We start from the raw sequence: 26,322 nt of genomic DNA on the forward strand, positions 1-26,322 counted from the left end.
CGTCTCGCGTCGACCCTAACCGGGAGCGGTGAACTCGAATCCGCGTGCGGTCAGCACCGCGATCAGATCGGCGCACGCCCTGGGTTGGAACCGTGCGATGAACGCGTCCTCCTGGGCGGCCCACCGGTCCCAGTGCGGCCGGTAGGTCTCGCCGTCGCGTTCCAGTGCACGCCGCTTGCGCTCGGTGTCGTCGGCATCGACCCAGATGCCCAGATCGGCCAGCGCCCGGGTGGCCGGGGTGAGCGCACCGATGCCCTCGACGATGAGACGTTGTCCGGGTTCGACCGTGTGCCAGCCGCTGGGCGCAGCTGATGTCCAGTCCCATTGGCGCCAGCGCCCGGTATACCCGGCCGCTCGCGGCTCGAGCAGCGATCGCCGCACATGTTCTGCGGCCCACGACAATCCGTCCCAACCCGGATAGATGGCGTCGAGACGGACCACCGCGCTGTCGGCCCACCTGTCGTGCAGCTGTGCCGCCAGAGTCGACTTGCCCGACCCGGAACGGCCGTCGATAAGAACAGTCGTCACCGTGGGGCCGAGGCGGCCCAGGACGTCATCGAGTGCCAATGAAGTTCCAGGCTCCGGAGGCCACCGACACGGCGATGGCGGCTGCTGCGATGACGAATCCCGCCGCGATCAGGGCGAATTCGCGTGTGCCGAACGGCGACGGCCGGGCCCAGGTCCGGGTGGGGTAGGCGCCGAACCCGCGGGCCTCCATCGCGGTGGCAAGCTTCGATCCGCGCCGTACGGCGAATACCAGCAGGGCGAACGTCTGCCCGGCGATCCGGCGCACCCTGGCGTGGTCCGCCACGCCGCGGGCGCGTCGGGCGTAACCGAGGTACTGCCAGTCCTGTCCGAGCAGTCCGACCAGACGCAGGCCGGCCAGCGCGCCGAGCACGAACCGGGCCGGCAGCCGCAGCACCTGCCCCAAACCGTCTGCCAATTCGGTCGATTCGACGCCGATGAACAGGATCACCGACGGCAGTGCGATCGCCAGGACCCGCAGGAAGGTAGCCGCCGCGAGAGCGATGGATCCGTCACTGATCGTCACGAGGAAGAAGTGCCAGTACACCGTTCCGCCGACCTGCCCGTAGAGCAGGATGGTGATCGCGGTGAGCGTGGCCGCGAGAGCCACCACTGCGCCCCGGGTCAGCGCCGCTCGCAATTTCACACCGATCACGACGAACAGCACGATCTCACCGACCAGCGCGGTCAGCGCCGACACCCAGTCGACCGACAGCACCAAGGCACCCGCGATGATCAGCGCGGTGAGCAACCGAGCGACCGGATTGATCACGATGCGGTCTCCGCGGTGGGCTCCCAGTCGGGCAATACGATCCGGGCGTCAGCGAGTAGGCCGGCGAAGTCGAGATCGTGGGTGGCCGCGACGACGGCCGTACCGCCGTCGGCGATTTCGGCCAGCAGCCTGGTCAACTCCTCCCACGTGCGCCGGTCCTGGCCGAATGTCGGCTCGTCGAGGATGATCACCCTGGGCGCCGTTGCCAGCATCGTGGCCACCGAGAGTCGGCGCTTCTCTCCACCGGAGAGGGTGTAGGGGTTCACCGCCGCGAGATGTGCCAGGTGGAGGCGTTCGAGGAGCTCGTCGGTGCGGGTGGTGATTTCGGCGGTGCTGAGCTTGATCGCCCTGGGACCCAACGTGAGTTCGTCGCGCACCGTGGCGGCGAGGAACTGGTGCTCAGGATCCTGGAACACACTGCCGATCCGGGTGAGCAGTTCTTTCGACCGCCATTTGACGGGATTGCGGCGTGACGGGGAGGGCGCGAAGTCTGGGTGCGCCTCAAGACGTCCGGCAGGCGCGGGCAACAGGCCGCCGAGGGTGAGTGCCAGCGTCGACTTGCCGGCTCCGTTCGGGCCGGTGATCACCGTGGTCTGGCCGGCGTCGATCTCGAAATTCAATCCGACGTGCATCGGGGGATCACCCGGGTGGGCCAGCGCGAGATCTGCGGCGCGCAGCAATGATTCGCGTGTTCCGGACCGGTGGCGGATGATCTCGGGTAGCGGGGTGTCGGGTACCCAGACACCCGATCGGACCAGGTAGTCGTGGTTGCGCCGGATGGTCGCATCGGGTGATCCGTCGGAGATCACCTGGCCGTCGGCGCCGAGCACGACGACGCGGTCGATGATGGGCATCCAGACATCGGTGCGGTGCTCGATGACGATGAGCGTCGCGCCGGTCCGTGCGGCCGAAGCGCCAACCGCGTCCCGCACTTCGAGGACACCTACGGGGTCGAGGTTGGCCGTCGGTTCGTCGAGCAGGATGAGCCCGGGATCCATCGCGATCACCCCGGCCAGTGCGAGACGCTGCTTCTGTCCACCGGACAGCTCCGAGGTGGATTGGGACAGACCGAGATTCAGCCCGACGGCGTCGAGGGCCGCTCGGACCCGGGGCCAGATCTGTTCGCGCGCGACGCCGAGGTTCTCCATGCCGAAGGCGACGTCGTCACCGACCCGGGACAGGATCACCTGGGCATCGGGATCCTGTAGCACCATGCCGATCCGATGGCGTTGTTCGCTCGGCGCGGCGCCGTCGACCTGGATAACGCCGGCCTGCTTGCCCTCTTCGGCGCCGCCGAGCAATCCCGCAATGCCGTGCAGCAGAGTCGATTTCCCGGCCCCGGATGGCCCCAGCAGCAACACCCGCTCACCGGGCTCGATCTGCAGATCGAGATCCCGCACGGCCCAGGCGGCGCGTCCGGCATGACACCAACCCCAGGTGTGCGCCGTGACGGTGGCGCCGGCGCCGTGCGGTGAGCTCATCGAGCCTCGGGGCCGATCCGCCCCGAGGCGAACCGACTGAGCGCTCCGGTCTTCGCCAGACTCCTGACCGCGAACCAGGACAGGAGCCCGGCCACGAGCGCACCGGAGACGATCGCCGAGGCCGTGTAGATCACCGCGAACGTGTTGGCCGAACCGGGATACCAGAGGATGAGGTCGTTGATAGCCAGGGCCAGCCCGGCGACGGCGCCCGCGATGAGCGCGACCGGCAATCCCCAGCGACGGTAGAGGAAAGCCGCGAACACCAGTTCCGCGCCGAGGCCCTGCACCAGCCCGGATTCGAGCGTGAGCACGCCCCACTGGTTGCCGACCAGCGCCGACACCGTGGCCGCGACGAGCTCGCCGTACAGGGCCGCGCCCGGCTTGCGGATCACCAGGGCGGTGAGCACGCCGGCGAACAACCATCCGCCGGCGAGCAACGCCTGCAGCCCAGGAAGCACCGCCGTCAACGGTGCGCTGATCGGGTTGGACGCGATGTTCCACACGACGAACACCAGCCCGGCCGCCGTCGCGAGGACGCTGGCGACGACGATGTCCACGACCCGCCAGCGCAGCGCGCGGGCAGTCGGCGTGGTGTCGGTGGGCTGGGTGTTCATCGATCTCCTTCGTGGCAGGAGATCAGTATGGACTCTGGGTGATGGCGGGGGAGCGGGCTACTGCCCCGACTGCATGGCCTGTGCGATCTCCTCCGGGCTGACCTCGCGCACAGGCTGCCCCAGCGACCACTGGTGGCCGAACGGATCGCGCACCATGCCGTAGCGGTCGCCCCAGAACTGGTCCTCCAGCGGCATGACGACCTCTGCACCGGCATCGACCGCCTTGGCGAACTTGGCCTCGACATCGGTCACGGTGAGGTGGATGGTCACCGGGGTGCCGCCAAGGGCCTTGGGCGTCGTCGACTTGCCGTCGTTGAACTCGGGAAAGTCGTCGTTGAGCATGACCGTGGACCCGTTGATGGCGAGTGCGGCGTGAATGAGTTTGCCGTCGGGCCCGGGCACGCGGCCCAACTCGGTGGCACCGAATGCCTTGACATAGAAGTCAATTGCCGCGGCGGCGTCGTCGACAACCAGATGCGGCAGGACTGCGGGTGTTACTTCGATCGCCATGATCTTCTCCTGGGATTCGTGAGCGGATTCAATGCAGACCCGCGCGGCGGGCGGATCTCATCGGCGGACACGTCCCATGCAACCACTGCCCTCTGACAAAAGCCCGGCCGCGAAACTACGTTTTATGACGGAAATGGCCCTGAACTCGTCAGAAACCGTAGTCTCGGCGCAGGGGGGGCAATACGTCAGGTGACCGAGAAACCCCGCGGCAGCTCAGCCCGCCCGGTCAGGGCCATCAGCACGGTCTCACCCTTGCCCAGCTCCACCGCAATCTGCGCGGCCAGGACGTTGGCCGCCTCCATCACCTCGGCCGGCAGATCCGCCGAATGGCCGGTGGCCCGGGCGATGTCCAGGCTGTGTACGGCGAGCTCGAAGATCCGGGTCGGCAGGTAGTCGCTCAACCGGATGCCGAACCCGCCGATCACCGTGATCAACGGATCGCCTGCCTCGTCGACATCGGCCAGCGCCCGGCTGACCAGCGCATCCACCGCGGCGGCCGGATCGGAGCCCAGGTCACGCCCGGCTTGCCTGCCGCGTTCGACGACGGCCTCGGCGCCGGCGTCGGACATAAACCCCCGCATGGCGGCGTAGTACTCGACCGGACCGGCCAGATCGGCCGTCGACGCCGGGTCCTGCAGATACGTGCTGACGGTGATCAGCGAGCGCGACGTGTGGCCCACCAATGCGCGCAGGTCCCACTCACCGAGGCCCGGCCCGTCAAACGAGTCCGCCGGCAGCGCTCGCACCAGTCGAGCGAAAGCATGTGCTGCCGAAGCGAATTCGTCGCGAGCGCGGCTCATGACGTGGCGATCTTGTCCCATCCGGCGACCGACTGAACGCTGCGCGGCTCGGGGCCGACGTAGATGGCGGCCGGGCGAACCAGCTTGCCCAGCCGTTTCTGTTCCATGATGTGCGCGCACCAGCCCGCGGTCCGCCCACAGGTGAACATCGCGGGCATCATCGAGGCGGGCACCTGGGCGAAGTCCAGCATCACCGCCGCCCAGAACTCGACGTTGGTCTCGATGGCCCGGTCCGGGCGGCGCTCACGAAGCTCGGCCAGCGCGGCCTGCTCCAGGGCCGCGGCCACCTCGTAGCGGGGCGCCCCAAGGCGTTTGGCGGTGGCCCGCAACACCCGGGCCCGCGGATCCTCGGCCCGGTACACCCGGTGCCCGAAGCCCATCAGCTTGTCGCCGCGATCCAGGATGGATTTCACCACCGCACGGGCATCGCCGGACTTCTCGACCTCTTCGATCATCGGCAGCACCCGGGCCGGGGCGCCGCCGTGCAGCGGCCCGCTCATCGCGCCCACCGCACCCGACAGGGAGGCCGCGACATCGGCGCCGGTGGAGGCGATCACCCGGGCGGTGAAGGTCGAGGCGTTCATCCCGTGCTCGGCGGCGGTCACCCAGTAGGCGTCGATCGCCTCGACGTGCTTGGGATCCGGGTCCCCCTGCCAGCGCGTCATGAAACGTGCTGTGACCGTGTCGCATTCGTCGATCCGGCGTTGCGGCACGGCAGGTTGGTAGATGCCGCGGGCGGACTGGGCGACGTAGGACAGCGCCATCACAGAGGCCCGGGCCAACTGGTCACGCGCAGTGGTGTCGTCGATGTCCAACAGCGGCGCGTAGCCCCAGATCGGCGCCAGCATCGCCAGCCCGGCCTGGACGTCGACGCGGACGTCGCCGCTGTGAATGGGCAGCGGGAACGGCTCGGCCGGGGGCAGGCCCGTGCCGAAACCGCCGTCGACCAGCAGTCCCCACACGTCGCCGAAGGTGACCCGGCGGTCCACGAGCTCCTCGATGTCCACACCCCGGTAGCGCAGTGCGCCGCCGTCCTTGTCCGGTTCAGCGATTTCGGTGGTGAAGGCAACGACGCCTTCGAGGCCGGCAACGAAGTCTTCCGGTACAGCTGGCATGGCCAGATTCTTGCACCAAGTCCAGGCGTAGCGTTACCGCGGTGGCCATACCGCGTGAACACGACCAACACGACCTCGCTGCCATGCGCGTGGATTACGTGGAGAAGGACGGCTGCGGCGACCTGGACGTCGACTGGCTCGGCGAGGACCCGGCAACCGGTTGGCTGACGTTGTTGCGGACCTGGCTGGCCGATGCGTACCGCGCCGGGGTGGCCGAGCCCAACGCCATGGTGGTGGCCACCACCGACTACGAGGGAAGACCCGTCACCCGAACGGTGTTGTGCAAGAGCATGGACGAGACGGGCATCACGTTCTACACCAACTATGACTCCGCCAAAGGGGCACAGCTGGCCGCGCATCCGTACGCGTCGGCGACATTCCCCTGGTACCGGCTGGGGCGCCAGGTCCATGTGCGCGGTCCGGTGACCCAGGTGAGCCGGGCGGCCACCGAGGACTACTGGTCCAAGCGCCCCCGGGGTTCACAGCTGGGGGCGTGGGCGTCGCAGCAGTCGAGCCCGATCGCGTCGCGTCCGGCCTTGCTGGACCAGCTCGCCGAGGTCACCGCGCGATTCGCCGATCTCGAAACTGTTCCGGTGCCGCCGAACTGGGGTGGATACCTGATCGCGCCGGAGAGCGTGGAGTTCTGGCAGGGCCGGGAGAACCGGGTACACAACCGAATTCGCGTGACCGGCGCCCGCGCCGAACGTCTCCAGCCGTAGTGCGCAGGTTTTTCGCCGACACCACACCGCTGCGCACCCCGGATTTCCGGCGGCTGTGGGTGGCCGGGATCCCCACGGTCATCGGCGCCAACCTGACCATCTTCGCGGTACCGGTGCAGCTGTACGTGCTCACCGAGAACTCGGCCTATGTCGGATTGTCCGGCCTGTTCGCGCTCGTCCCGCTGGTGGTCTTCGGCCTGTGGGGTGGCGCCTGGGCCGACGCGATGGACCGCAGGCTGCTGCTGATCATCGCCTCGATCGGATTGGCCGGAGCGTCCGTGCTGCTGTGGCTGCAGGCCGCACTCGCACTGAACAACGTCTGGGTGGTGCTGTGCCTGCTGTCGGTCCAGCAGGCGTTCTTCGCGATAAACAGCCCGACCCGGTCGGCGGCCATTCCCCGGATGCTGCCGGGTGAGCAGTTGCCTGCGGCGAACGCGCTGAACATGACGAACTTCCAGTTCGGTGCGATTGTCGGACCGCTGCTGGCCGGCGTGATGTTGCACTGGGTGGATCTGTCGACGCTCTACCTCATCGATGCCATCTGCTGCCTGGTCCCGATCTGGGCCACCTTCCGACTGGCGCCGATGCCGCCGGTGAGCACCGAGGAGGGCGGCTCGCGGTGGGGGCTGACGGCAGTGCTGGACGGCTTCCGCTACCTGGCCGGCAACCGCGTGGTGTTGATGTCGTTCGTCGTCGATCTGGTGGCGATGATCTTCGGGATGCCGCGCGCGCTGTTCCCCCAGATGGCGCACGAGAGTTTCGGCGGCCCGGTCGAGGGCGGGACGGCCATGGCGTTGCTGGCGGCGGCGATGTCGGCGGGTGCGGTGGCCGGCGGTGTGTTCTCCGGCTGGCTGCCGCGGATCCGCAGGCAGGGGCTGGCCGTGGTGCTGGCCATCGTGGTGTGGGGCGTGGCGATGGTCGGGTTCGGCATCGCAGGTGGGGCAGCCGGCGGCACCGCCGGGCTGGTGTTCTGGATTGCCTTGGTGTTCTTGGCTGTTGGTGGTGCTGCCGATATGGTGTCGGCCGCGTTCCGATCGACGATCCTGCAGCAGGCGGCCTCCGACGAGCTGCGCGGCCGGCTGCAGGGCGTGTTCACGGTCGTGGTGGCCGGTGGCCCGCGACTGGCCGACACGTTGCACGGCGCGGCAGCGGCGGCGGTGGGCACGACGGTCGCCGCGGCAGGCGGCGGTGCGCTGGTTGTCGTCGGCGTGGTGCTCGCCGCGCTCGCGGTGCCGGCATTCGTGCGCTACCGGGTAGGTGTGAACGGTGCAGAGGTGACCGTTCCGCAGGAACAGTCCGAGGCTGACAAAGTATGACCACCGGCGAATGGCACCCGGCGCCACATAGTTGCCAAAATGGACCAAACAGCAGTCCTTTGAGCGATAGCATCCGATCTCGTGGTGGACGTGATGCGGCAGGACGGTTTGCGTGAACGCAAGAAGCAACGCACCCGAGCGCTGTTGATCGAGGCCGCGATCGATCTGTGCGACCGACAGGGGTTCGAGCACACCACCGTCGAGCAGATCGCGGCGGTCGCAGATGTCTCCCCGCGCACCTTCAGCCGCTACTTCGCCACCAAAGATGCCGTCGTCCTGGCGTTCGTCGACGAGGTGATCGAGGGTGTGGCGGTCGAGTTGACGGCGCAACCGGCCGAGATCGGCCATCTCGAGGCGTTGTACCGGGCTCACGTGCAGGCGTTCCGCAAGACCAAGACCGCGCCGCCGACCCAACTCACGGCCGATCGGCTGTTGGCCTCGGCGCGCATCGTCACCTCATCGCCGGCGCTGATGCACACGGCGTCGCAGTTCCGGGCGGATGCGGTCAATGTGGCGTTGTCACGGCGGATGGGCGTGGCCGGCGACGATCGCCGGCTCAAGCTGACGGCCGTCGTGTGGGGTTCGATCATCATGACTGCCATCGGCGAGCTGGGATCTCACGCCGATTGGGCTTCGGTGAGCGTCGACGACATCGTCGGGCGGATCGAGGCGACGTACGCGGATTTCCTGTCGGTCGTCGAGGGCGTGGGGTAGCCCGGGACCTGATCGCGGCGCCGTATCCAGGGAATCTGTTGTACCGGTTCGCGGTAGCGGGGGCACCGGATTGGCGCGCAGTAGACCCCGCAGATGCGGTTAGGCTCGACCGGGCCGCGCATGAAGTATTTGGAAGGGTTCGGTGGCGCAGCTCAGCGAACGCCGCTGCGCACAGCGGCACCGGGCCCGATTACCATCGAATCTTCGGATCGCCGTCGGCGGCCGATCGCTGTTCGACGGGGTCAACGAGCAAATGGGTGGGGAAAAGCAGATGACAGACGGCTGGCACGGGGGCGGCCCGGCTGATCCATTCGGCAACAACCCATTCGGCGGAACACGACGGACGATCGCTTCGGCGAAGCATGGCGTCACCGCACCGCCTGCTTCGATAGCATCACGTGGTGCGGTTCGGGGGTCTGGCTTCGCTTTCAGCGGTGTGCATCCGACTCCGCGCCGACCTGGCTCGACCGAGAACTGAAGACGGAAGGATTGGTGGCGTTTGAGCACCCCGAGTCCATTCGATTTCAGCGACTTCGGTCCCCCCGCCCGGCCCGGCAGCCCAACCGGCCCGGGCCCTGGCCCGGGTGGGCGTCCGGCACCGGGTCCGGGTGGGCCCTCGTCGGGATTCGATCCGTGGGCGGGGCAACCCCCGGCCCAGCCCCAGCGTGCGTCTCACGAGGTTTTCGGTGCACCGCCGGCCGGCCACCCCATGGGTGCGCAGGACGCGTTCGGCCAGCCCATCACGGTGGGGCCCGGTGCGGCAGCACTGCGGACCACCGGACCACCGTTGATCTGGTTTGCGGTGGCGCTCGCATTGGCGCTGGCGGGAGTGATTGTCGCGGTGATCGGCGCGGTCATGGGGCCGATGGTGGTCACGGCGGTGGCGGGCTGGCTGTTGGCCGGGCCGATCGCGATCGGCGCGTTGGCGATCTACACGCGGGTGGACACCCGGCGCCGCACCGATGCGATCTACTCGGCGCCGACCTGGACGTCGACGCTGTACTGGGCGGTGCTGGCGGTGTGCCTGGTGGGCATCGCCGTCGGGGCCTGGCAGATCGCACTTTGGGCGGGCAGGCTCTAGGGCGATGACGAGGGGATTGCATAGGGGATTTGTGCGCGTCGTCTCCGCCATGATGCTGGCCGTGTTGACCGGGCTGGCGACCGTGCTGGTGGGCTTGACCCTCCCGACGGCGTCGGCGCAGGGATCGGCCGGCGGGGCGAAGCGGTTCGGCGCGTGTCTGGCCGCGCAGAAGACCGGCGACCTGTTGTTGTTGTTCGACGAGTCGAGCAGCCTGCAGCAAAGCGATCCAGAGGGCGCGCGGGTGCAGGCCGCCCGCTACCTGCTGCAGACCCTCGGGCGTTACGCCGGGCGGGTGGATGCCGATCTTGAGGTGGCCTCGGCCGGGTTCTCCGACACCTACACCCTTGAACATGACTGGACTCGCCTCACCGACGCCAACGCCGACGCGACGGCGCAGCAACTGAGCGGTCTTGAGTCCAAGAACACCGGCATCGACACCGACTACTGGGTGGCCCTGGACGGGGCGCGCCAGGCGTTGGCGGCCCGCGCGAAGAACACCGAGGGCGGTCAGCGCTGCCAGGCGATCGCATGGTTCTCCGACGGCAAGATCGACTTCACCGCACGCGAGGTGGCCAAGCCGTACGCCGAAGGCGTCGACCTGAGTTCCCAGGAAGGGGTCGAGCAGGCCCGGCAGCGCGCCATCGAGTCGATCTGCCGCTCCGGCGGCGTGGCCGATCAGGTGCGGTCGTCGGGGATCGTCATGCTCGGCATCGGCCTCGGCGCGACCACTGCCCCGGCGGACTTCGACGTGATGAGCGCGATCAGCACCGGGAAGGGTCTGGCCGGGAAAACCTGCGGGGACAAGACAGATCCGGTGCCGGGCGACTTCTATTCGGTGGCCGACATCGACGACATGTTGTTCGCGTTCGACGCGCTCAACCCGGACCCGGGCATCGAGAACCAGGGTGCGGTGTGTCAGCTGCAGGTGTGCCCGGAGGCCAAGCACAACTTCGTGCTGGACCGCTCGATCAAGTCGGTGACCATCCTGGGTTCCGGCGACGTGCCCGGCGTGGTGCCCTATCTGGTGTCGCCGTCGGGGCAGACGGTCGAGTTGCCGCGGAAAGACGGCTCCGTCGACGTCGACGTCGCGGGTGTCCGGGTGTCCTACGAATGGCTGTCCGAGACCGGGCAGAACATCGTCATGCAGAACACCGGTGGCGGGGAATGGGCCGGCCAGTGGGGCATCGTCTATGTCGACCCCGCCGGTACGCACCCCGATGCGGTGTCGAAGGTCAGCATCCACATCACGACCGACATTTTCCCGGCCCTGATCAGCAGCGACGGCAAACAGGGGCATGACATCACGTGGCACAGCGGACAGACCCTGCAGGGGCTGACCTTCGGCCTCGTCGACGGGCAGAACAAGCCGGTGACGCCCACCGATCTGGCTGGTTCCGCCACGCTCTCGGCGCAACTGGTGCCCGCCGGAGCCGCACCCATCGAACTGCTCGGCGGTATCCCCAAGGAGGACATCGGCAAACCGGTGCAGGTCGACCTGAGCAAGGTCGAGCCCGGCCCGGCCACGTTGAAGATGTCACTGGTCGTCACCACCGCTCCGGCGCTGGATCCGGCGGGCGCCCAGATCGCGCCCGGCACCCAGTTGTCGCCGCAGAACGTCGACGTCAACATGCAGATCCTGCCGAAGCTCGGCCTGCCGTCGCCGGGGGAGCGGATCGACTTCGGCAGTGTCCAGGCCGCGGAGGGGGCGACGGCGTCGCTGACCATCACCGGCCCGGGCTGCGTGTGGATCGCCGATTCCGACGCCGTCACGGTGCAGGCCGGCCCTGAAGGCATCGGCACGCCGAAGGTGACCTCGGCGGCGAACTCGCCGGGCAACTGCCTGAAGGTGCAGGAGGGGCAGACCGGCAAGCTGGACGTCACCCTGCGCACTGAGCAGGACGGCCACGGCGGTCTCAACGGCACGGTGCCGCTTCATGTTGCCGCGCTGGACAACCCCGATGATTCGCAGACGGTCCAGGTGCCGTTCGCCGCGTCGTTGATCAAGCCGTTGAGCACCGTCAACTTCGTCCTGGTGCTCATCGCCGCGCTGCTGCTCGGTCCGGGCATCCCGCTGGGGTTGCTGTACCTGTCGAAGTGGTGGGTGAGCAAGATCCCCGACATCCCGCTGTTGGCCGAACGGATCCGGGCCGAGGTGCGCTCGGACATCGCGCTGCGCGACGGCGAACCCTTCGCGATGGTCGACACCGATCTGGTCAACCCGGTACCCGGGTTGGCCGGCGGTACGCGTCGGCTCTCGGTGCTGGGAACCACGCTGAGCGTGGTGTTGGGCCGCAGCCCGTTCGGCGCCGGCCACGTCAGCGTCGACGCCGGCCATCTGGTCAGCACCGGTTCCGAACTGCCCGCCACCGATGACACCGGCCTGCGCGCGGTGCTGCCGCTGGCGGTGCACAACACCTGGGTCGTGCTGCACGATCCGCGTGGACCGTCGACCGACGCCGAGGTGTTGTTGCTGGTCAGTGGCAACACCGACATCGCGGCGCGGGAGCAGCTGTACGAAGAGGTGGCGCGGCGGCTGCCCGAGGTCCTCAACGGTCTGCGGCTGCGCGCGGTTCAGGCCGGACTGGCGTCACTGCACGACGATGCCGGCCCCGGCGCATCCCCGTTCGGTGAGACAGCCGTGGGTGCGCCGGTCGGCTACGACCCGTTCGCCGACGGTGCACAGCCGATGGGGCCGCCGCCGTCGGGACCCCCGCCGATGCGACCCGGACCCGGTCAACCCGGGCCGGCCCAGCCGCAGCGGTATGACTCTGATCCGTTCGATCCCTTTGGTGGAGGAGCCTGATGCGACGATTCCTGGTAGTCGGATGCGGCGGTTCGGGTGGCGCCACGTTGGCGTTCATGATGGACCAGCTGCGTTCCGAACTGCACGCCGCCGGCGTCGACAAGGTGCTGTCGGGTTGGCAGTTCGTGCACATCGACGTGCCCAGCGCCGCTGAGTCGGGGCCTGAGGGTCTTGCCAACGTGCCCGCGCAGGGCGGCAGCTACATCGGCTGCGGCCCGCAGGGCAGCAGCTACGCGATCCTCGACGGCGCACTGTCGCAGCGTCTGGCCGCCGATGGTGCGCTGGACGCCATCGCCACCTGGGCGCCGCGCAATCCCCAAGAGGTGACCAACCCGATCTCGGCGGGCGCCGGGCAGTACCGCGCCATCGGCCGGATGATCACGCTGAGCAAGGCCAGTGAGATCCACGCCCGGCTGCAGGCGGCCTGGGATGCCCTGTTCCGGGTGGAGACCATCTCGGAGATGTCGACGGTCAGCGTGCCGGGCATGGGCCGGTTCGACCCCAATGAACCGCCGCTGGTGCTGGTGGTGTCGTCGATGGCCGGCGGTGCGGGCGCGTCGATGGCGCTGGACATCTGCCGGCTGCTGACCCTGGTCACGGGCCTGGACCCGAAGCTGATGGGCGTCTTCATGGTGACCCCCGACATCTTCGAGTCGCTGCCGGAGAGCGCGCGGATCGGCGTGCGGGCCAACGCGCTGGCCATGCTCGGCGAGATCGTGGCCAGCCAGACCGGCGCTGCCCGCGAGCATGACGTGCGGATCCTGCGGGCGTTGGGCCAGCATCACGGCGACGGCGAGCCGATCCCGTTCGCCCGCGTCTTCCCGGTGGGCCGCTACATCGGCGCCGACCGCACGCTGTTCGGCGACGGCTCCCAGTACGCGGTCTATCGCGGTCTGGCCCGCGGTCTGGCCGGCCTGATGATGAGCGGTAAGGCCAGCGACCAGTTCGTGTCCTACGACCTCGGCAACACCGCGTCCCCGACCGGTGACCGTGACGTGCTCGGCTGGGGTATCTCGTCGTGGGATGTGCTGCCGTGGGGCACCTACGGTTTCTCCAGCCTGAGCATGGGACGGGACCGCTACGCCGAGTACGCCGCGCAGCGCTTGGCCCGCAGCTGTGCCGACAAGCTGTCGTTCGGGCACCTGCAGGCCGGCAACCCGGCCTCCAGCAATGAACAGCTGGACACGCTGCTGAGCAGCCAGTGGCAGGCGCACTGCAACGAGCTGAGGATGCCGGCCGCGGCCGGCGACGAGCAGGCGCGGGTCGGGATCCTCGGCAACTGGATCGCCAACGGCGCCTTCCCGCCGGACGCGGTGACCTCCACCGTCAACGGGCTGATCGAGCGGCAACTGCGCGGCTACCTGCCCAACCCTCAGGGCATGTCCGCCGAGCAGTGGGTGCCGGTGTTCCGTCAGGCGGTGATGAACCGGCGGGCCGAGCTGGCCCGGGCCTGTTCGGAGACCGCGTACGCGATGGTGTTCTCCTGGCATCGGGAGTTCTCCGACCAGGTGGAGCAGATGGTCGGCACCGCGGCCGCCACGCTCGGCCTGCCCTATGCCCGGGAGTTGATCGACCGGCTGCGCCTGCACCTCGACAGCGTGCTGGCGCCCGGCATCGCGCAACTCGGCGCCATGGGCCCGCCCGACATCGTCGCCATCCCTCCCCAGGTCGACGCCGCCCTGCGGTCGCTACGTGGCGTGATGACCAACGCTGACCAGGTGCTGGGCATCGCACTGGACGGCTTCCGGTCCACGGTGCGCCGCCAGCTCTACGCCGATGCCGCGGCTCGGATGGCCGATGTGCTGCGCGTGATGGGCGCCGAATTGCTGGCGCCGCTGCGCGATGCGCTGGGCGAGGCGATGATCCTGTTGGAGAAGGCCCGGACCGAACCGCCGTCGGACGTCGGCCTGGCCCGCCTGTCCACCGACCAGTACGTGGCGTGGCCGTCGGACGCCGACGAGCTGGTGCCGTCGCGGTTCGCCGAAGCCAACAACGAGGTGTTGCTGATCAGCTCCTCGGCGTTCAAGCAGCGCTACGAAAACGATCTGCCCAAGGCGGTGGGCGGCTCGAACGCGATGATTCCGCTGCGCACCGCCGTCGACGACGCCACCACCCGGGTGATCCTGGGCTTGTGGCAGACCACCGGCGGGACGGCGGCGCCGGGCGGGTTGATCGAACGCACCGCGACCTGGGTGACCCGCGCGCTGGGCACCGATCCGGAGAATGGGCGGCCGCGGGTGCCGTCGATGGCGCAGTTCGACGTCCACACCCGGCCCGCCGAACTGCTGAGGCGGGCCCGGCTCTACGTGGGGCGGCCCGGTGAATCGTTCGAGGAGTTCTGCAAGGTCTCGTTGCGGGACTACGTGCAGGGTGCGGGCGCCGCGGAATCCGAACTGGCCAATCGCCGCCGTGACATCGACACCAAGTTCGCCGAGGCGCTGTCCCTGGCCCGGCCGCTGGCCAGTGTCAACGATCAGGCGCTGCAGCGGGTGCATCCCGGTCAACAGGTGGAGTACCGGTACAAGTTCTCCGAGATACCGTTCGCCGGCCAGCCGGTTGCCGAGACATTGGCCGAGGTGCTGCGCGCCAACCCGCGTATCGACCAGGCCACCAAGGACAACTACGGCCGCTCGCTGTCCGACGAGGACAGCGTCACCCGCATCGACATCTTCGGGTCCTACCCGAACTACTCACCGCTGGTGTTCGATTCGGTGCTCAAGCCGGCCGCGCAGCAGTGGGCCCAGACCGCCGGTCCGGGCCGGGGGGCGTTCTGGCGGTACCGCCGCTCCCGGCCGTTGGCGGCGTCGCTGCCGATGACCGACGCCGAACGGCGCACCATGACCGCCGGCTGGTTCCTCGGTCAGATGCTCGGTCGTATCCAGATCCCGGCGTCGCCGTTCACCGATCCGGTGCGCATCTACGACGGCAATGACAACCAGTGGCTGAGCTTCCCGAATCCGCTGCTGACTCCGCCGTCGGCGTTCACCGCGTCCTACGACTGGCTGCCCGCGGTGCTGGAGTCGAGTCTGTTGGCCATCGCCACCTCGCACGAGCCGCCGGTGATGACCTCGCTGCGGCCGTACGGGGTGCTGCGGGCGCTCTACGACTCGCACAGCCAGGACCCGGCCAGCGGCATCGTCGAACTGTCGGCGGCGGCACTGGTTCGGGAATTCCTCAAGACCGGAACCTCCGGTCCGGGGATCAGTTCCCGGGTCGGGCCGATCGCGGCAGCGCAGACCCCCGAGGACCGGCAGGCCGCCGCCGAAACGTGGCTGGGCAACGTCCGCGACGTCGCGGCCCAGTACCTGCCGGCCGACACCCCCGGGGCCACTCCCGACGGTGCGTTCACCACCGTCACCACCCGGTCCAAGGCGGCCAAGACGCCGATCTTCCGGGACGTGGCGCCCGATGTGTTCTGGGCGACCGAGGCCTTGATCAAGCTGCTGCAGCGGGAAGGTGCGGCGTTGGCTCAGGGTGAGACGGCCGGTGCGGGCGCGTTCTTCGACGATGGCGGCTCGGTCGTCATCCCTGACGGCGGGACGTTCTGACGATGGCACTGCCCGGGGTAACTCCGACCGCGGCGCCGTCACGCGCGTTGACGGTGCTGTTGGCGCCCCGCCCGCAGACCGAGGAGATTCTCTCGGTGCTGGTGGACTACTCCGCGGTCGGTCTGATCGGGTCGTTCGTGTGGGTGGACGCCGCCGATGTCGGCGGCAGCGCCACATCCGGAACCCTGGTTCGCGACGGACAGTGCGAGCCGGTGGTGTTGCAGCAGATGCTGACCGGTGAACGCTATGACCGGATCCGTATCGGGGTACTCGTTCCCGTCGATGTGCCTGCTGCCGATCGGGTCCCGTTGGCCGTCGAGCAGGCAGTGGAACAGACCGTTCGCAGCAGTTCTATGGGTGCCCCGATCAACCTGCTGCGGCTGTTGTTCACCCGTGGTGACGCGATCCCCACGACCCCCGATCTGGCGTTGGTGCTCGAAGGCTGGCACAACCTGTTGATCGCGCCGGAAGATTCGGCGGCGCCCGGGCTGGGCGCGGTGGCCTGGGGCCGGCTCACCGATCCGTTGGATGTGGCCCAGTTCGCGGCTCCGGTGGTGGCCGGGGTGACGGGGCTGTGGGCCGGGGTGGATCAAGGCCCTTTCGACACGTTGGAGATCCTGCCGGGGCAGACGGTGCGAGCGGTGCGGGCGTTCTATCGGTGGCTCGACACCGACGGCGTGGAGGAAGGGTTGCGCACGCACCTGTTCGATCCGACCGGCCGGCTGCCGCTGCCCCGCGGCGGGCAGGTGCCGGTGATCTACATCGAGGATGTGCCCACCGCTGCCCAGTCGATGGCGCGTGCGTTGTGGACGAAACACCGTGATGTGTTGCGCGGGCCCAGGATCGCCGCGACCGCAGGCCAGGAGCAGGCCATCTCGATCTGGGCCGCGATGCAGATGTTCCTCAAGTTCATGGGTGCGGCAGTGCGCAGCGCGCCTTCGGCGTGGTGGTCGGCAGTGATGGGGACGGTCACCTCGGCGGTGGTCACCACTGTGCAGAGCACCGTCTTCGGCCGAACCGACTCGGCGTTCGCGGTGGTCGCCGACACGGCCCAATCAGACTGGCAGGACCTGGGCCGCAGCGCGGAAACACTGAGCAACGCGCTCGGTGCCGGGCAGGGCGAACACTTCGCCCAGCAGGATATGAGTGGGTTGTGGACCGACTTCGTCAACGGCGCACTGACTTTGGCCGATGGTGGCCGCCGTGCTGCCGGGCTGGAACCGGTCCAGGTCGGCGCGGCCATCGGAGTGGTCTACAACGCTGCCGATGTGGTGCCCAGCGCGTCTGAGCGCTTCCAGGGCATTCCCACGTCGCTGGCCGCGGTGATCGGCGTCAGCTCGGTGGAGGGTGCCGACGTGCTCGGTGCGTCCAACCTGCGGGACCGCCTGCAGCGTGCCTACTCCGACCCGGCCGCCGGGGTGGAAGCCCGGAACACCGGTACCGAGCTCGATCGCTGGCAGGCGTCCGCCATGAAAAGCTATGCGTGGCAGGTCAGCTCGATCCTGGCCGATTTCATGCACCGGGGACGTGCCGAGGTGGCCGAGCTGGTGTCACAGATCCAGGCGCTGGCGAACCGCGGCGCGGTCGACGAGCGGCTGAAGGCCCGGCAGCAGGCGATCAGCACCATCCTCAAGACATTCACATGGGCGCTGCTGGCTGTGCTGGTGACCCTGATCGGTGTGGCGGCCATGGACTGGGTGCGCTGGAAGTTCGCCCTGGCCACCGGCGGTGCCCTCATCGGCCTGTACATCGTCGTGTCGCTGGCGTTGTTCCTGCTCGGTCAGCGTGACCTGTTCGCGGAGATGAATCTGCGAAAATCGCAGGCGGCCGAGCTGGAAGCGATGCAGGCGAATCTGCGTACCGCGTTGCAGGACGTGGGCCGATTGTCGACGGCCTACGGCCAACTGCTGGCCTGGAGCAGAACCCTGGGCACCGTGCTGCGCGCACCTTTCGGTCCGCCACCGCCGGCGCGCCCGCCGGTCGGCCAACTCGTCGCGGGGCTGCCCCGGTCCACCCAGGTCGGGGTGGCCACAGCGTCAACCGAGCAGGCCGACAACGCCATTCACGGTATCCAGAGCCGGCTCTATGCGTTGGGCTGGTTGACCAAACCGTGGGAGGACATGGTGGGCGAGGCCGCGGCACGCCTGCGTGAGGAACCCGTGGCGTTGTTCAAGCAGCCCGGCGTCGGCTCGTCCTCGGGTCTCGACCAGTGGTCGCAGGCCGTGATCAGCGGCCGGGTGAGGCCCGCCGGCGCCGACGCGTTGTGGGCTCGGGTGGAGCACATGTTCAACGAGGACGGCGGCGCACCGCAGGGCGGTGTGAGCGACACCCTGACCCGAAACGTTCTCGTCCCCACCATCGGTCGTCAGGTACCCGCCCAGCAGTTCAGTGCCGGGATCACCGATCACCGGCCCGGCCACGCCGCGCCGTTCGACGCGTCGCTGTTCACCCATGCCGCGGTGACGGCGGGACGTTCGGCGGTCGCCGTGGACAAGGTGGCCGTCAACCGTCGCGGGCTGGGCTACCGGGCGGTTGTGGTGCAGGCCAGCGATGGTCTGCCGCCGTATGACTTCGCGCTGTTCGAGACACCGGTGTCGGTCATGCCCGGCGTCGAGGATGAGCCGACCACGATGATCAGCCGGGCCGACTTTGACGTGCCGCCCGGGGAGGACATGGTGTTCTAGCGATGAATGATCCACGTCCCGCCCCCGACAACGAGGACGATCCGCGGTTGGTGCCGCTGCTGGCCTGGCGTCAGCAGTTGCTGGACTCCGGGGCGGTCGCTGCCCGCAGCTTCAAGGAAGCCCATGTGCGCCTGGTGTTGCGGTCGGGTTTGACCGACGTCGAAAGGATCCGGGCCATGCTGCCCGGGTCGGTGGCCGAGCACGCCGAGGATATGGCCCGGGTGCTGGCCGAGTTGGGTGGCGCAGGTCCGGGGGCCGACGCTGCTTCGGGGCGGCACCGGTCCGGAGACTCCGTAGCCGAATCCGTGACCGAAACCGTCGAGACGCCGGCACCGTCGGCACCGCAGTTGTCGCCGGTCGTTCCGGAGCCGCCCGCACCGCCGCGGCCGGTCGAAACGCCGCTGAGCGCAGCCGATTTCGCGCCGTTCACGTTCGGCGCCCAGCAGCCGCCGAGGCACAACATCGCGTTGCGGCGACGCCCGGACGGCGCCGCGTTGGACCTGAGTTGGCCGCCTTACGAGTCGGCTGACGCGGTGGTGCTCTACCGCGTGGTCAGTGCCGAGGGCGACGCGCCGTACGCACCGGACCGCGCGGATCTGGTGGCCGCCACCGATACCCCGTACGCCGCGGACGCCCGGTCCGCCACGTCGGCGGCGCGGCACTTCCAGGTCTGGGTGAACGTGGGAGCGTCGCGCGCCGACGCGCTCGCGGCCCAGCCGATGCTGTACGCCGCCGGGGTGTTGGTCAGCCCGCTCACCGACTTCGACATCCGGGAGGACTCCGGACGGGTCATCGGGCAGTGGGCGGTTCCGCCCGGGGTGAGCGCGGTGTTCGTCTACCGCATCCCGGCCGAAGACGCCGGGCGGGACGGCCCCCAGTACCGGATCCTGGCCGACAGCGCCAACCTCTCCGGGTTCATCGACACCGACACCGCCCGCGGCCAGCGCTACCTGTACCGGGCGCGCTGTGCCGCCACCGTGGACGGCGTGCTGCGGCTGTCCGAAGCAGTCCAGGTCGACATCGCGGTGTCGGCGGTGTTGGAGCCGGTCACCGATCTGGCGGTGGAGGCCGGTGGCGACGGCTCGGTGTTCGACCTGACCTGGACGCCGCCGCCGGCCGGACGCGTGGTGATCTACCGCAGCGAGAACGGGCCCAACGCCGGCGCCGATTCCGCCGAACTGGCCGAGGATGCTCTTGAGCAGGTGGGGCTCACACCCGAGCTGCAACTGACCCAGCCGGTGGTCACGCGGCACACATCGGACGGACGGCCGGAGTCGGTGCTGGTCGCGGTGTCGTGGCCGGCCGATTGGAGCCGCGCGTACCTGACCCCGGTGACGCTGCTGGGCGGGCGTGCCCTGCTGGGCAAGACGCTGTCCTCGGTGCGCACCGGCACCATCAGCGACATCGAACTGGCCGAGTACTGCAACAAGCAGGTGCTGACGTTCGACTGGCCGGACGGCGCCGCCGGCGTCGTGATGTACCTGGCTCCCAAGGGGCACGATCCACGTGACGGGCTCACCGGCAAGTCCTTCGAGATCTCGTTGCAGGAGTACGAGAAGTACGGCGGCATGCAGTTGACCGGGCAACTGCCCGTCGGCGGCTGCTCGCTGCACCTGGCGCCGGTGGCGTTCTCCGGCGGACGGCGTGTCACCGGTGCGGTCACGAGCACTGAATACGCCGGGCTGCTGCGGCTGCAGTACGCCGTGCAGATTGTCCGGGACCCCAACGGTTTTCCGGTTTCCGCCACGATCGCGATGCGTTCCGAACACGACCTGCCGGGGTCTCCGGCGTTCGTGTTGGTCAACAATCCGCAGCGGATTCCGCTCGGCGTCCACGACGGTCAGGCCGTCGACGTGGCACCGCTCACCGAGCAGGGCCAGATCGGCGACCGGCCGTCGAAGGAGTTGCGCTGGACGGCGCTGACCACCACCGGCACCGGCGAGCTGTGGGCCGCTGATGTGCGTGGCTTGCAAGGATGGATCAGGTTGTTCGTCAACACCCCCACGCCCGCGCGGCTCCGGGTCATCGCCCTGCTCGACCCGCCGGTGGAGACCCTGCGACTCACCCCGCCGGCGCGATGACCACGCGTTACGGCCAGTTGGCTTACACGTCGTTCGACAAGGTCGGGTCCGCCGGCGGCTGGCAGGTCAAAGAGTCCACCGGGGGGCTGACCGCCGACGAGACACAACAGTTGATCGCCGGCGTGCGCACGGTGTTCCATCCGGTGGAGCCGTTGCCCGCCTACCCGACACCCGAGCAGTTGGAGCGCGGGCCGCGCCGGCTGGCCTACAGCCCGCTCGACAGCGGCGCGGCGGGCTACTGGCATTCGATTCCGGCCGGGTCCGACAGCACCGGCCGGCCGGGCAACGTGTTCGCCCACGTGTTGCTGGACCGTCAACCCGATGCCGCGCGCCGGCCGATCGAATGGTGGCGGTCGGCGCAGTGGCTGCGGCCGTACGGGCCGGCGGCGGTCGCTCGCGCGGTCCTGCCGCCGCGCGCCCCGGAGCCGGGCGCGGTGGTGACGAAGGACAGCGTGATCGCGTTCGCGCTCGATCCCGCCACGTGGCGCCTGACCACCCTGTTCGGGCTTTTGGACGCGGTAGTCGCCGCGCTCGCCGGTGGTCCGCCGGTGGTGCTCGGGGTCGAATCGGCCGAATCGGCCGCGCAGTGGATCGGGCTGGTCAGCTTCCTGATGTCGGCCGGAACCGCGGCGGAGTTGAGTTTCTCGACTTTCGACCGCGCTGATCAGCTGGCCTTGGCGCTCCAGAGCGGCCAACATCTGACCGCGCTGCCGATCGGCGACTTGGGCGCGGTTCCGGCGGGAGTGGTGAGCATCGGTGAGACCGAGCTGATCTCGCTCGGTGAATTGGGTGGGGAGCCGCATCGCACCGCGGCCGGGCAGCCCATCGAGGTCACCCCGTGGTCGGCCATGGCACAGGTGGTGTTGCTGGACCCGACGTCGGCGCGGACGCTGCTCGACGACATCGACCGGTTCGCCGCTGAGGTACCCGATGCCGGATTGCACCCGGCGTGGCCGATGGCGATGGCGGTGACGGCCAACGCGGAGTTTGCCGACGCGATCGAGGAGGCGCACGACGTCGTCACCACGTATTCGCCGCCGGGTGTGGCCACGGGATCCGCTGCGGCCCAGACGATCGCAGCGGTGCTGGGGGAAGTGGTGGGGACGAGTACCGCCCAGGCCTGGCAGGCGGTCCAGAACCTGCCCGACGGAGCCGCCGCCGATTTCGCCGACGTCAGCTACCTGTGCCGAGCGCTAGACGACGATGCCTGGCTGACGCATTCGGGTCAGGTTCCGTTGGGGCCGAGGATGTTTCACGGACGAGGGGCCCCGGCCGAGGTCCAGGCGGCGATCGGGCCGGCGCTGCAGCGGGCGCGCGACACCGGACCCGAGCGGGTACTGAAAGTGGTGGACCTGCTGCTGCGGGCCGGTGTGCAGGACGACCGGCTGGTGACGGCGTTGCGGACCGACGTGGTGGCGCAGCTCGACGATCCGTCGCGCGCCGCTGAATTGAGTCGACCACTCGGCCCCGAGGGCAGGCTGACATTGGCTGCTGCGCTGCTCCGCACCTCGCCCGGCGACGTGGCGGCCGGATCCATCGGTGACGGCCTGCTGGACTGGCTGGCCGACGGGGTCGACATCCCCACTGCTGCAGAGCTTTCCCGGTCACAGCCGTGGGATTCCGGCTGGACCCGGGCAGCGGTGCGCGGGGTACGGGCCGCGCGGCGGGGCCCGTCTGCCCCAGGTGACCGGGTGGCCGAGCTCTGGTGGCTGGGCGTGTCGGGCTCTCCGAGGTTCGTCCAGGTGGCGGGCGACTCTGTGTGGGATCCGGCCGATCTGCTGGCCGTCGTGGGCGAAGGTGCACTGCCCGGTGCCGCCGCCATCCGCACGCTTCTGGCCGCACCTGATTCACCCGAGCTGGACCGGTTGGCCGCCAAGGTGATCGACGGCAATGACGACAGTGCTGCCGTCGCCCATGCCGCGGTCCGGCACATCACCCCGATGCAGTGGATGCAGCAACGCTATGTGGATACCCATCAGCGGGCCTACCTCCCGTTCTGGGAGCAGGCGCTGGCCACGGCCCGGCCGGGTGAGGTTCACCGCGATTTCTCGGCGGGGCTGCTGACCTTCGCGGTGCTGGGAACCATTGCCGGCCAACCCTTCCCGGACAGTTGTCACATGCTGGCGGCCGATCCGGAACTCGCCGCCGATGCGGTACGCCGAGTGCTCCCACTGGTGGATGGGTACGAGATCTCGCCGCACGTGGTGCTGGCGGTCAGCCTGCTGCACGCCGTGGCGGCCGAGGACACCGAGACCCCGGTCAGCGGTGTCGAGGCGGTGCTGGCGCAGCTCGCCGAGCAGGTGGCTGCGCCGTTACAGAATGACGATCACGAGGTCGAGGGGGCGGCGACGCTGATGGCCCAGATGTCCGGAGACATGTCCGACGGCGCGTTGCGCCGATACCGAAAAATGGTGAGCAGGCTGTTGGCGCGGCGCGCTGATGCACAACCGTCGCTCGCAGCCCGACTGCGGGGGAGTCGCTGATGCCGATCTATGTGATGGGTGCACGCAATCAGCGTGTGCAGATTCCGAATCAGGCGCTGACCGTGTCGATTACCGGTGCAGTCGGTGGTGCCGCGCTGGAAGTGCAGGGTGGCCCGGACCAACCGGTGGTGCGTTCCACAGCGCACCAGGCGGTGCTGCCGAGCCTGACCGGGCCGGTGACGATTGTGGTGCGCCCGGTGGGCGCGGATCGCTTCGCTTCCGGGACGCCCATCCATCTGGCGATCGCGCACGACAACCCCGGTGACGTCGACCCGGTGCAGGTGATGTTCGATCCGGTCGACGTCGGGGGCGACACCGTCGTGACCTTCGCCTCGCTCGCCCCGAACGGCACCCAGATCGAGGTGGCCGTCAGCGCGGTGGCCGATACTCCGATGAGTCCGTTGGCATCCGCGGCCCGCACGTCCGCGCGCAAGGTCACCGGCCGGGGGCCGGGAAATTCCGACGGGGCGGTGGTGCTGGCTCTGGACACGTCGGCGTCGATGCGGCGCTGGTTCGCCGACGGCAGCGCGTTCGCGGCGGCCGACATCGTCGTCGGGGTGGCCGATGCGATCGGCGTACGGGATGTATCGGCGGTGTTGGTCGGGGCCGAGGTGATCCCGGTGCCGGCCGGCGACGCGACCGCGTTGGCGGAGGCGCTTCGCCAGGCCGAACCCCGGTGGTCGGCGGGCGCCCGCTGGTCACGGCTGCCGGCCGGACCGGCGCGCACCGTCATCTGTTCCGACTTTCCCACCTCTGCTGTGCGGCAGCAGTTTCCGGTGTTGGCGCTGTCCAACGACCGGCGCCTCGACGCGGACGGCGCGCGGCTGCCGTCGCCCCGCCCGGGCAACGAGGCGGGGGCCGAACTGCTGGCGCATCCGCCGGTGCTGGATCGGATCACGGCGGCGTTGGTGCGGGCGCTGACGTGACGAAGTGCCCTCGCTGCTTCTCGGTGCTGAATCCGAATCATTTCCTGTGGACGCTGATTCCGCAGCCGGGCGCACCCCGCTACCGCGACGACGTCGCCTCGGCCTACCTCGGTGCGCCCGCCGAGTGTGGTCCGCTCTACACCTGGACCCGCACCCCCGGCCACAACGGTCCGCCGCCGTCGACGGCTGACGCCAGCCACGCCCTGCAGGGCCCCGCGGTCGAGATCTGCACGGTGTGCCACTACACGCTGCCCGAGGGGTGGCGGCACGGGCACGCGATCTGCATCGCGATGGCCGGCGCCCGGGCTACCGGCAAGAGCCTCTACATCGCGGTTCTGGTCAAACAGCTGGAGCTGCTGTGCGAACGGCTCGGTGTGTCAATGGAACCCGTCACCCGAGCCACCGCGCAGGCCTACGAGGCGAATTACGAGACCCCGCTCTTCGTGCAGCGCGGGCTGATCCCTCCGACGCCCACGATGCACACCCAGGCGTCCAGTCAGCGGGAGCCGCTGGTGTTCTCCATCGGCGGCTGGCACGGGATTCGGCGGTTCCTCGTGCTGCGCGATGTGGCCGGGGAAGACATGGAATCGGGCGATCTGCACACGCCACCGTTCCGGTTCTTCGCCAACGCCGACGCGGTGTTCTTCATGTTCGATCCGTTGCGGGTCCAGACGATTCGTGACCAATTGCGGGACTTGTTGCCCGCCCAGCAGTTCACCGGCGGCGATCCTCGGTCGGTGCTGAACAACCTGCTGATGGCGGTGGGGCAGGGCCAGCCCAAGCTCGCGGTGATCCTGTCGAAGTTCGATGCGCTGCGGACGTTGCGGAATGTCGAAGGCTCCGAGTGGAGCATGATCATGTCCAACACCGGCGCGGCGTACCTGCGCGATACCTCAGATGCACCGCGCTATGACGAACTCGGCGGGCAACTGTTGCACGAGGAGGTGCGCAGCCTGCTGACCCGACTGCACGGCGGCGCGATCGTGGCCGCGGTGGAGAATCCGTCGACGGGAATGGTGTTGCCGCACCGCTATTTCGTAGTGTCTGCCCTGGGGCAGCCGCCCAGCGGCAACCGGCTGCATTCACGGGGGATCGCGCCGTTCCGGTGCGCGGATCCGATCCGGTGGGTCACCTCGAGCTTCGGGGTGTTGTAGGTGACCACTCAGGACCCGTTCGGGGGAAACCCGTTCGGTGGTACCCCGTTTGGGCAGTATCCGTCGGGGCAGCAGTATCCGTATGGAGGGCCGCCGATGGTTCCGGCGGGTCCGCCGCAGTCGCCGCCGGATGAGGCCAACACGTTGGCGACGTTGTCGGTGGTGTTCGCGTTCGTGTTCGCACCAGCGGGTGCGGTGTTGGGGCATCTGGGTTTGTCGCAGATCAAGCGCACGGGGCAGCGGGGTCGTGATCGTGCGCTGGTGGGGTTGAGTCTGTCGTATGCGTTGATCGTGGTTGCTGTCGCGGCGCTGGTGATCTGGGCGGTGGTGCCGAGTTCGTCGAGTACCACGACGGCCGAGACGTCAACGAGGACAACAGCTCCCGTCACCACAACGACGACTCCGGCGCCACCGCCGCTCGTCACCGGGGCTCAGTTGCCGGCCCTGCTCCCGAGCCTGGCCGAGATGCAAGAGATCACGAATAACCCGCAGCTGGTCGTCGACGAGAAGCCCCAGACGATCGGCTTACCGCCGGCGCCCCATCGTTACATTCCGGAGGAATGTTCAAGTTCGTTCGGCATGTTCACGCCACTCCCGTACGAAAACAGCGGGTACCTCAAGATCGCGTCGGCCACGCAGTATCAGAGTCCCAAGCCCGACATGCAGGCAGCCGAAGGCGTGGCGACGTTCGCTGACGCCGCGGCGGCGCAACGGGCATTTGCTCACTACCTCGAGCTGTGGCGCGGGTGTGCCGGTAAGACGTTCACCTGGACCATCCCAGACGGCCGTTCCACGCACTTCGTCCTGGGCGGCCCAGAGGAGAAGGACGGCGGAATCATCGCGTTGCGCAGCAGCAATCAGGGATCGCAATCATGGATGCTGCGGGCGATCGGTGCGAAGGCCAACGTCTTGGTCGACGTGCAGCTTCTGGGAGTTGGAGTGACCGATGAGGCGGTCACCGCGGTCCAGCGAATCCTCGACAGAATTCCGGGTTGA

Annotated in this window: 19 protein-coding genes; 12 read left to right on the plus strand and 7 right to left on the minus strand. The window is 68.9% G+C overall.

Features of this window, described 5'->3' with window-relative positions; translation table 11 throughout:
* Positions 1-15 precede the first annotated feature (15 nt).
* The 7 genes from AB0I14_RS19730 to AB0I14_RS19760 form a co-directional block, all read right to left on the minus strand.
* Positions 16-567, minus strand: a complete 552-nt coding sequence (locus AB0I14_RS19730) for a hypothetical protein (protein ID WP_358025053.1) — start codon at positions 565-567, stop codon at positions 16-18.
* A complete protein-coding gene (locus AB0I14_RS19735) occupies positions 554-1,300 on the minus strand; it encodes an energy-coupling factor transporter transmembrane component T (RefSeq protein WP_358025485.1) in 747 nt (248 codons plus the stop codon). The genes AB0I14_RS19730 and AB0I14_RS19735 overlap by 14 nt, the downstream gene beginning before the upstream one ends.
* The gene (locus AB0I14_RS19740) at positions 1,294-2,778 is read right to left on the minus strand and encodes an ABC transporter ATP-binding protein (RefSeq protein ID WP_358025055.1); all 1,485 of its coding nucleotides are present in this window, start codon (positions 2,776-2,778) and stop codon (positions 1,294-1,296) included. Before AB0I14_RS19740 ends, AB0I14_RS19735 begins: the two co-directional genes overlap by 7 nt.
* A complete protein-coding gene (locus AB0I14_RS19745) occupies positions 2,775-3,392 on the minus strand; it encodes an ECF transporter S component (protein WP_358025057.1) in 618 nt (205 codons plus the stop codon). The genes AB0I14_RS19740 and AB0I14_RS19745 overlap by 4 nt, the downstream gene beginning before the upstream one ends.
* A 57-nt stretch (positions 3,393-3,449) precedes the next feature.
* On the minus strand, positions 3,450-3,902 hold the full coding sequence (locus tag AB0I14_RS19750) for a VOC family protein (protein WP_358025059.1): 453 nt from the start codon (positions 3,900-3,902) through the stop codon (positions 3,450-3,452).
* 185 nt (positions 3,903-4,087) lie between these two features.
* A complete protein-coding gene (locus tag AB0I14_RS19755) occupies positions 4,088-4,702 on the minus strand; it encodes a maleylpyruvate isomerase N-terminal domain-containing protein (RefSeq protein WP_358025061.1) in 615 nt (204 codons plus the stop codon).
* Positions 4,699-5,817 (minus strand): citrate synthase 2, encoded by a 1,119-nt coding sequence (locus AB0I14_RS19760; RefSeq protein ID WP_358025063.1) that lies wholly within the window; start codon positions 5,815-5,817, stop codon positions 4,699-4,701. Before AB0I14_RS19760 ends, AB0I14_RS19755 begins: the two co-directional genes overlap by 4 nt.
* Before the next feature lie 83 nt (positions 5,818-5,900).
* Here AB0I14_RS19760 and pdxH point away from each other — a divergent pair, with 83 nt between their 5' ends.
* From pdxH to AB0I14_RS19820, 12 genes are all read left to right on the plus strand, one after another.
* Complete coding sequence (gene pdxH / locus AB0I14_RS19765) at positions 5,901-6,536, plus strand: pyridoxamine 5'-phosphate oxidase (RefSeq protein WP_358025487.1); 636 nt, start codon at positions 5,901-5,903, stop codon at positions 6,534-6,536.
* Entirely contained in the window at positions 6,536-7,852 is a 1,317-nt protein-coding gene (locus tag AB0I14_RS19770) for an MFS transporter (protein WP_358025065.1), read from the plus strand. The genes pdxH and AB0I14_RS19770 overlap by 1 nt, the downstream gene beginning before the upstream one ends.
* A 93-nt stretch (positions 7,853-7,945) precedes the next feature.
* Positions 7,946-8,566: a TetR family transcriptional regulator gene (locus tag AB0I14_RS19775; protein WP_358025489.1), complete on the plus strand. Its 621-nt coding sequence runs from the start codon at positions 7,946-7,948 to the stop codon at positions 8,564-8,566.
* A gap of 499 nt (positions 8,567-9,065) precedes the next feature.
* Positions 9,066-9,647 (plus strand): hypothetical protein, encoded by a 582-nt coding sequence (locus AB0I14_RS19780; RefSeq protein ID WP_358025067.1) that lies wholly within the window; start codon positions 9,066-9,068, stop codon positions 9,645-9,647.
* A gap of 4 nt (positions 9,648-9,651) precedes the next feature.
* Positions 9,652-12,450, plus strand: coding sequence for a vWA domain-containing protein (locus AB0I14_RS19785; protein ID WP_358025069.1), 2,799 nt, complete (start codon positions 9,652-9,654; stop codon positions 12,448-12,450).
* Entirely contained in the window at positions 12,450-15,998 is a 3,549-nt protein-coding gene (locus AB0I14_RS19790; protein ID WP_358025071.1) for a tubulin-like doman-containing protein, read from the plus strand. Before AB0I14_RS19785 ends, AB0I14_RS19790 begins: the two co-directional genes overlap by 1 nt.
* A 2-nt stretch (positions 15,999-16,000) precedes the next feature.
* On the plus strand, positions 16,001-18,682 hold the full coding sequence (locus tag AB0I14_RS19795; RefSeq protein WP_358025073.1) for a hypothetical protein: 2,682 nt from the start codon (positions 16,001-16,003) through the stop codon (positions 18,680-18,682).
* 2 nt (positions 18,683-18,684) lie between these two features.
* Positions 18,685-20,763: a hypothetical protein gene (locus AB0I14_RS19800; RefSeq protein ID WP_358025075.1), complete on the plus strand. Its 2,079-nt coding sequence runs from the start codon at positions 18,685-18,687 to the stop codon at positions 20,761-20,763.
* Complete coding sequence (locus AB0I14_RS19805) at positions 20,760-23,246, plus strand: hypothetical protein (RefSeq protein WP_358025077.1); 2,487 nt, start codon at positions 20,760-20,762, stop codon at positions 23,244-23,246. The genes AB0I14_RS19800 and AB0I14_RS19805 overlap by 4 nt, the downstream gene beginning before the upstream one ends.
* Positions 23,246-24,172 carry a hypothetical protein gene (locus AB0I14_RS19810; protein ID WP_358025079.1) on the plus strand — a complete coding sequence of 309 codons (927 nt, stop codon included), beginning with the start codon at positions 23,246-23,248 and terminating at the stop codon, positions 24,170-24,172. The genes AB0I14_RS19805 and AB0I14_RS19810 overlap by 1 nt, the downstream gene beginning before the upstream one ends.
* Positions 24,169-25,326 carry a hypothetical protein gene (locus AB0I14_RS19815; RefSeq protein ID WP_358025081.1) on the plus strand — a complete coding sequence of 386 codons (1,158 nt, stop codon included), beginning with the start codon at positions 24,169-24,171 and terminating at the stop codon, positions 25,324-25,326. The genes AB0I14_RS19810 and AB0I14_RS19815 overlap by 4 nt, the downstream gene beginning before the upstream one ends.
* Entirely contained in the window at positions 25,327-26,322 is a 996-nt protein-coding gene (locus AB0I14_RS19820; protein WP_358025083.1) for a sensor domain-containing protein, read from the plus strand.

Origin of the sequence: Mycobacterium sp. NPDC050441 (genome assembly GCF_040655355.1) — a bacterium.
GTDB lineage: Bacteria > Actinomycetota > Actinomycetes > Mycobacteriales > Mycobacteriaceae > Mycobacterium.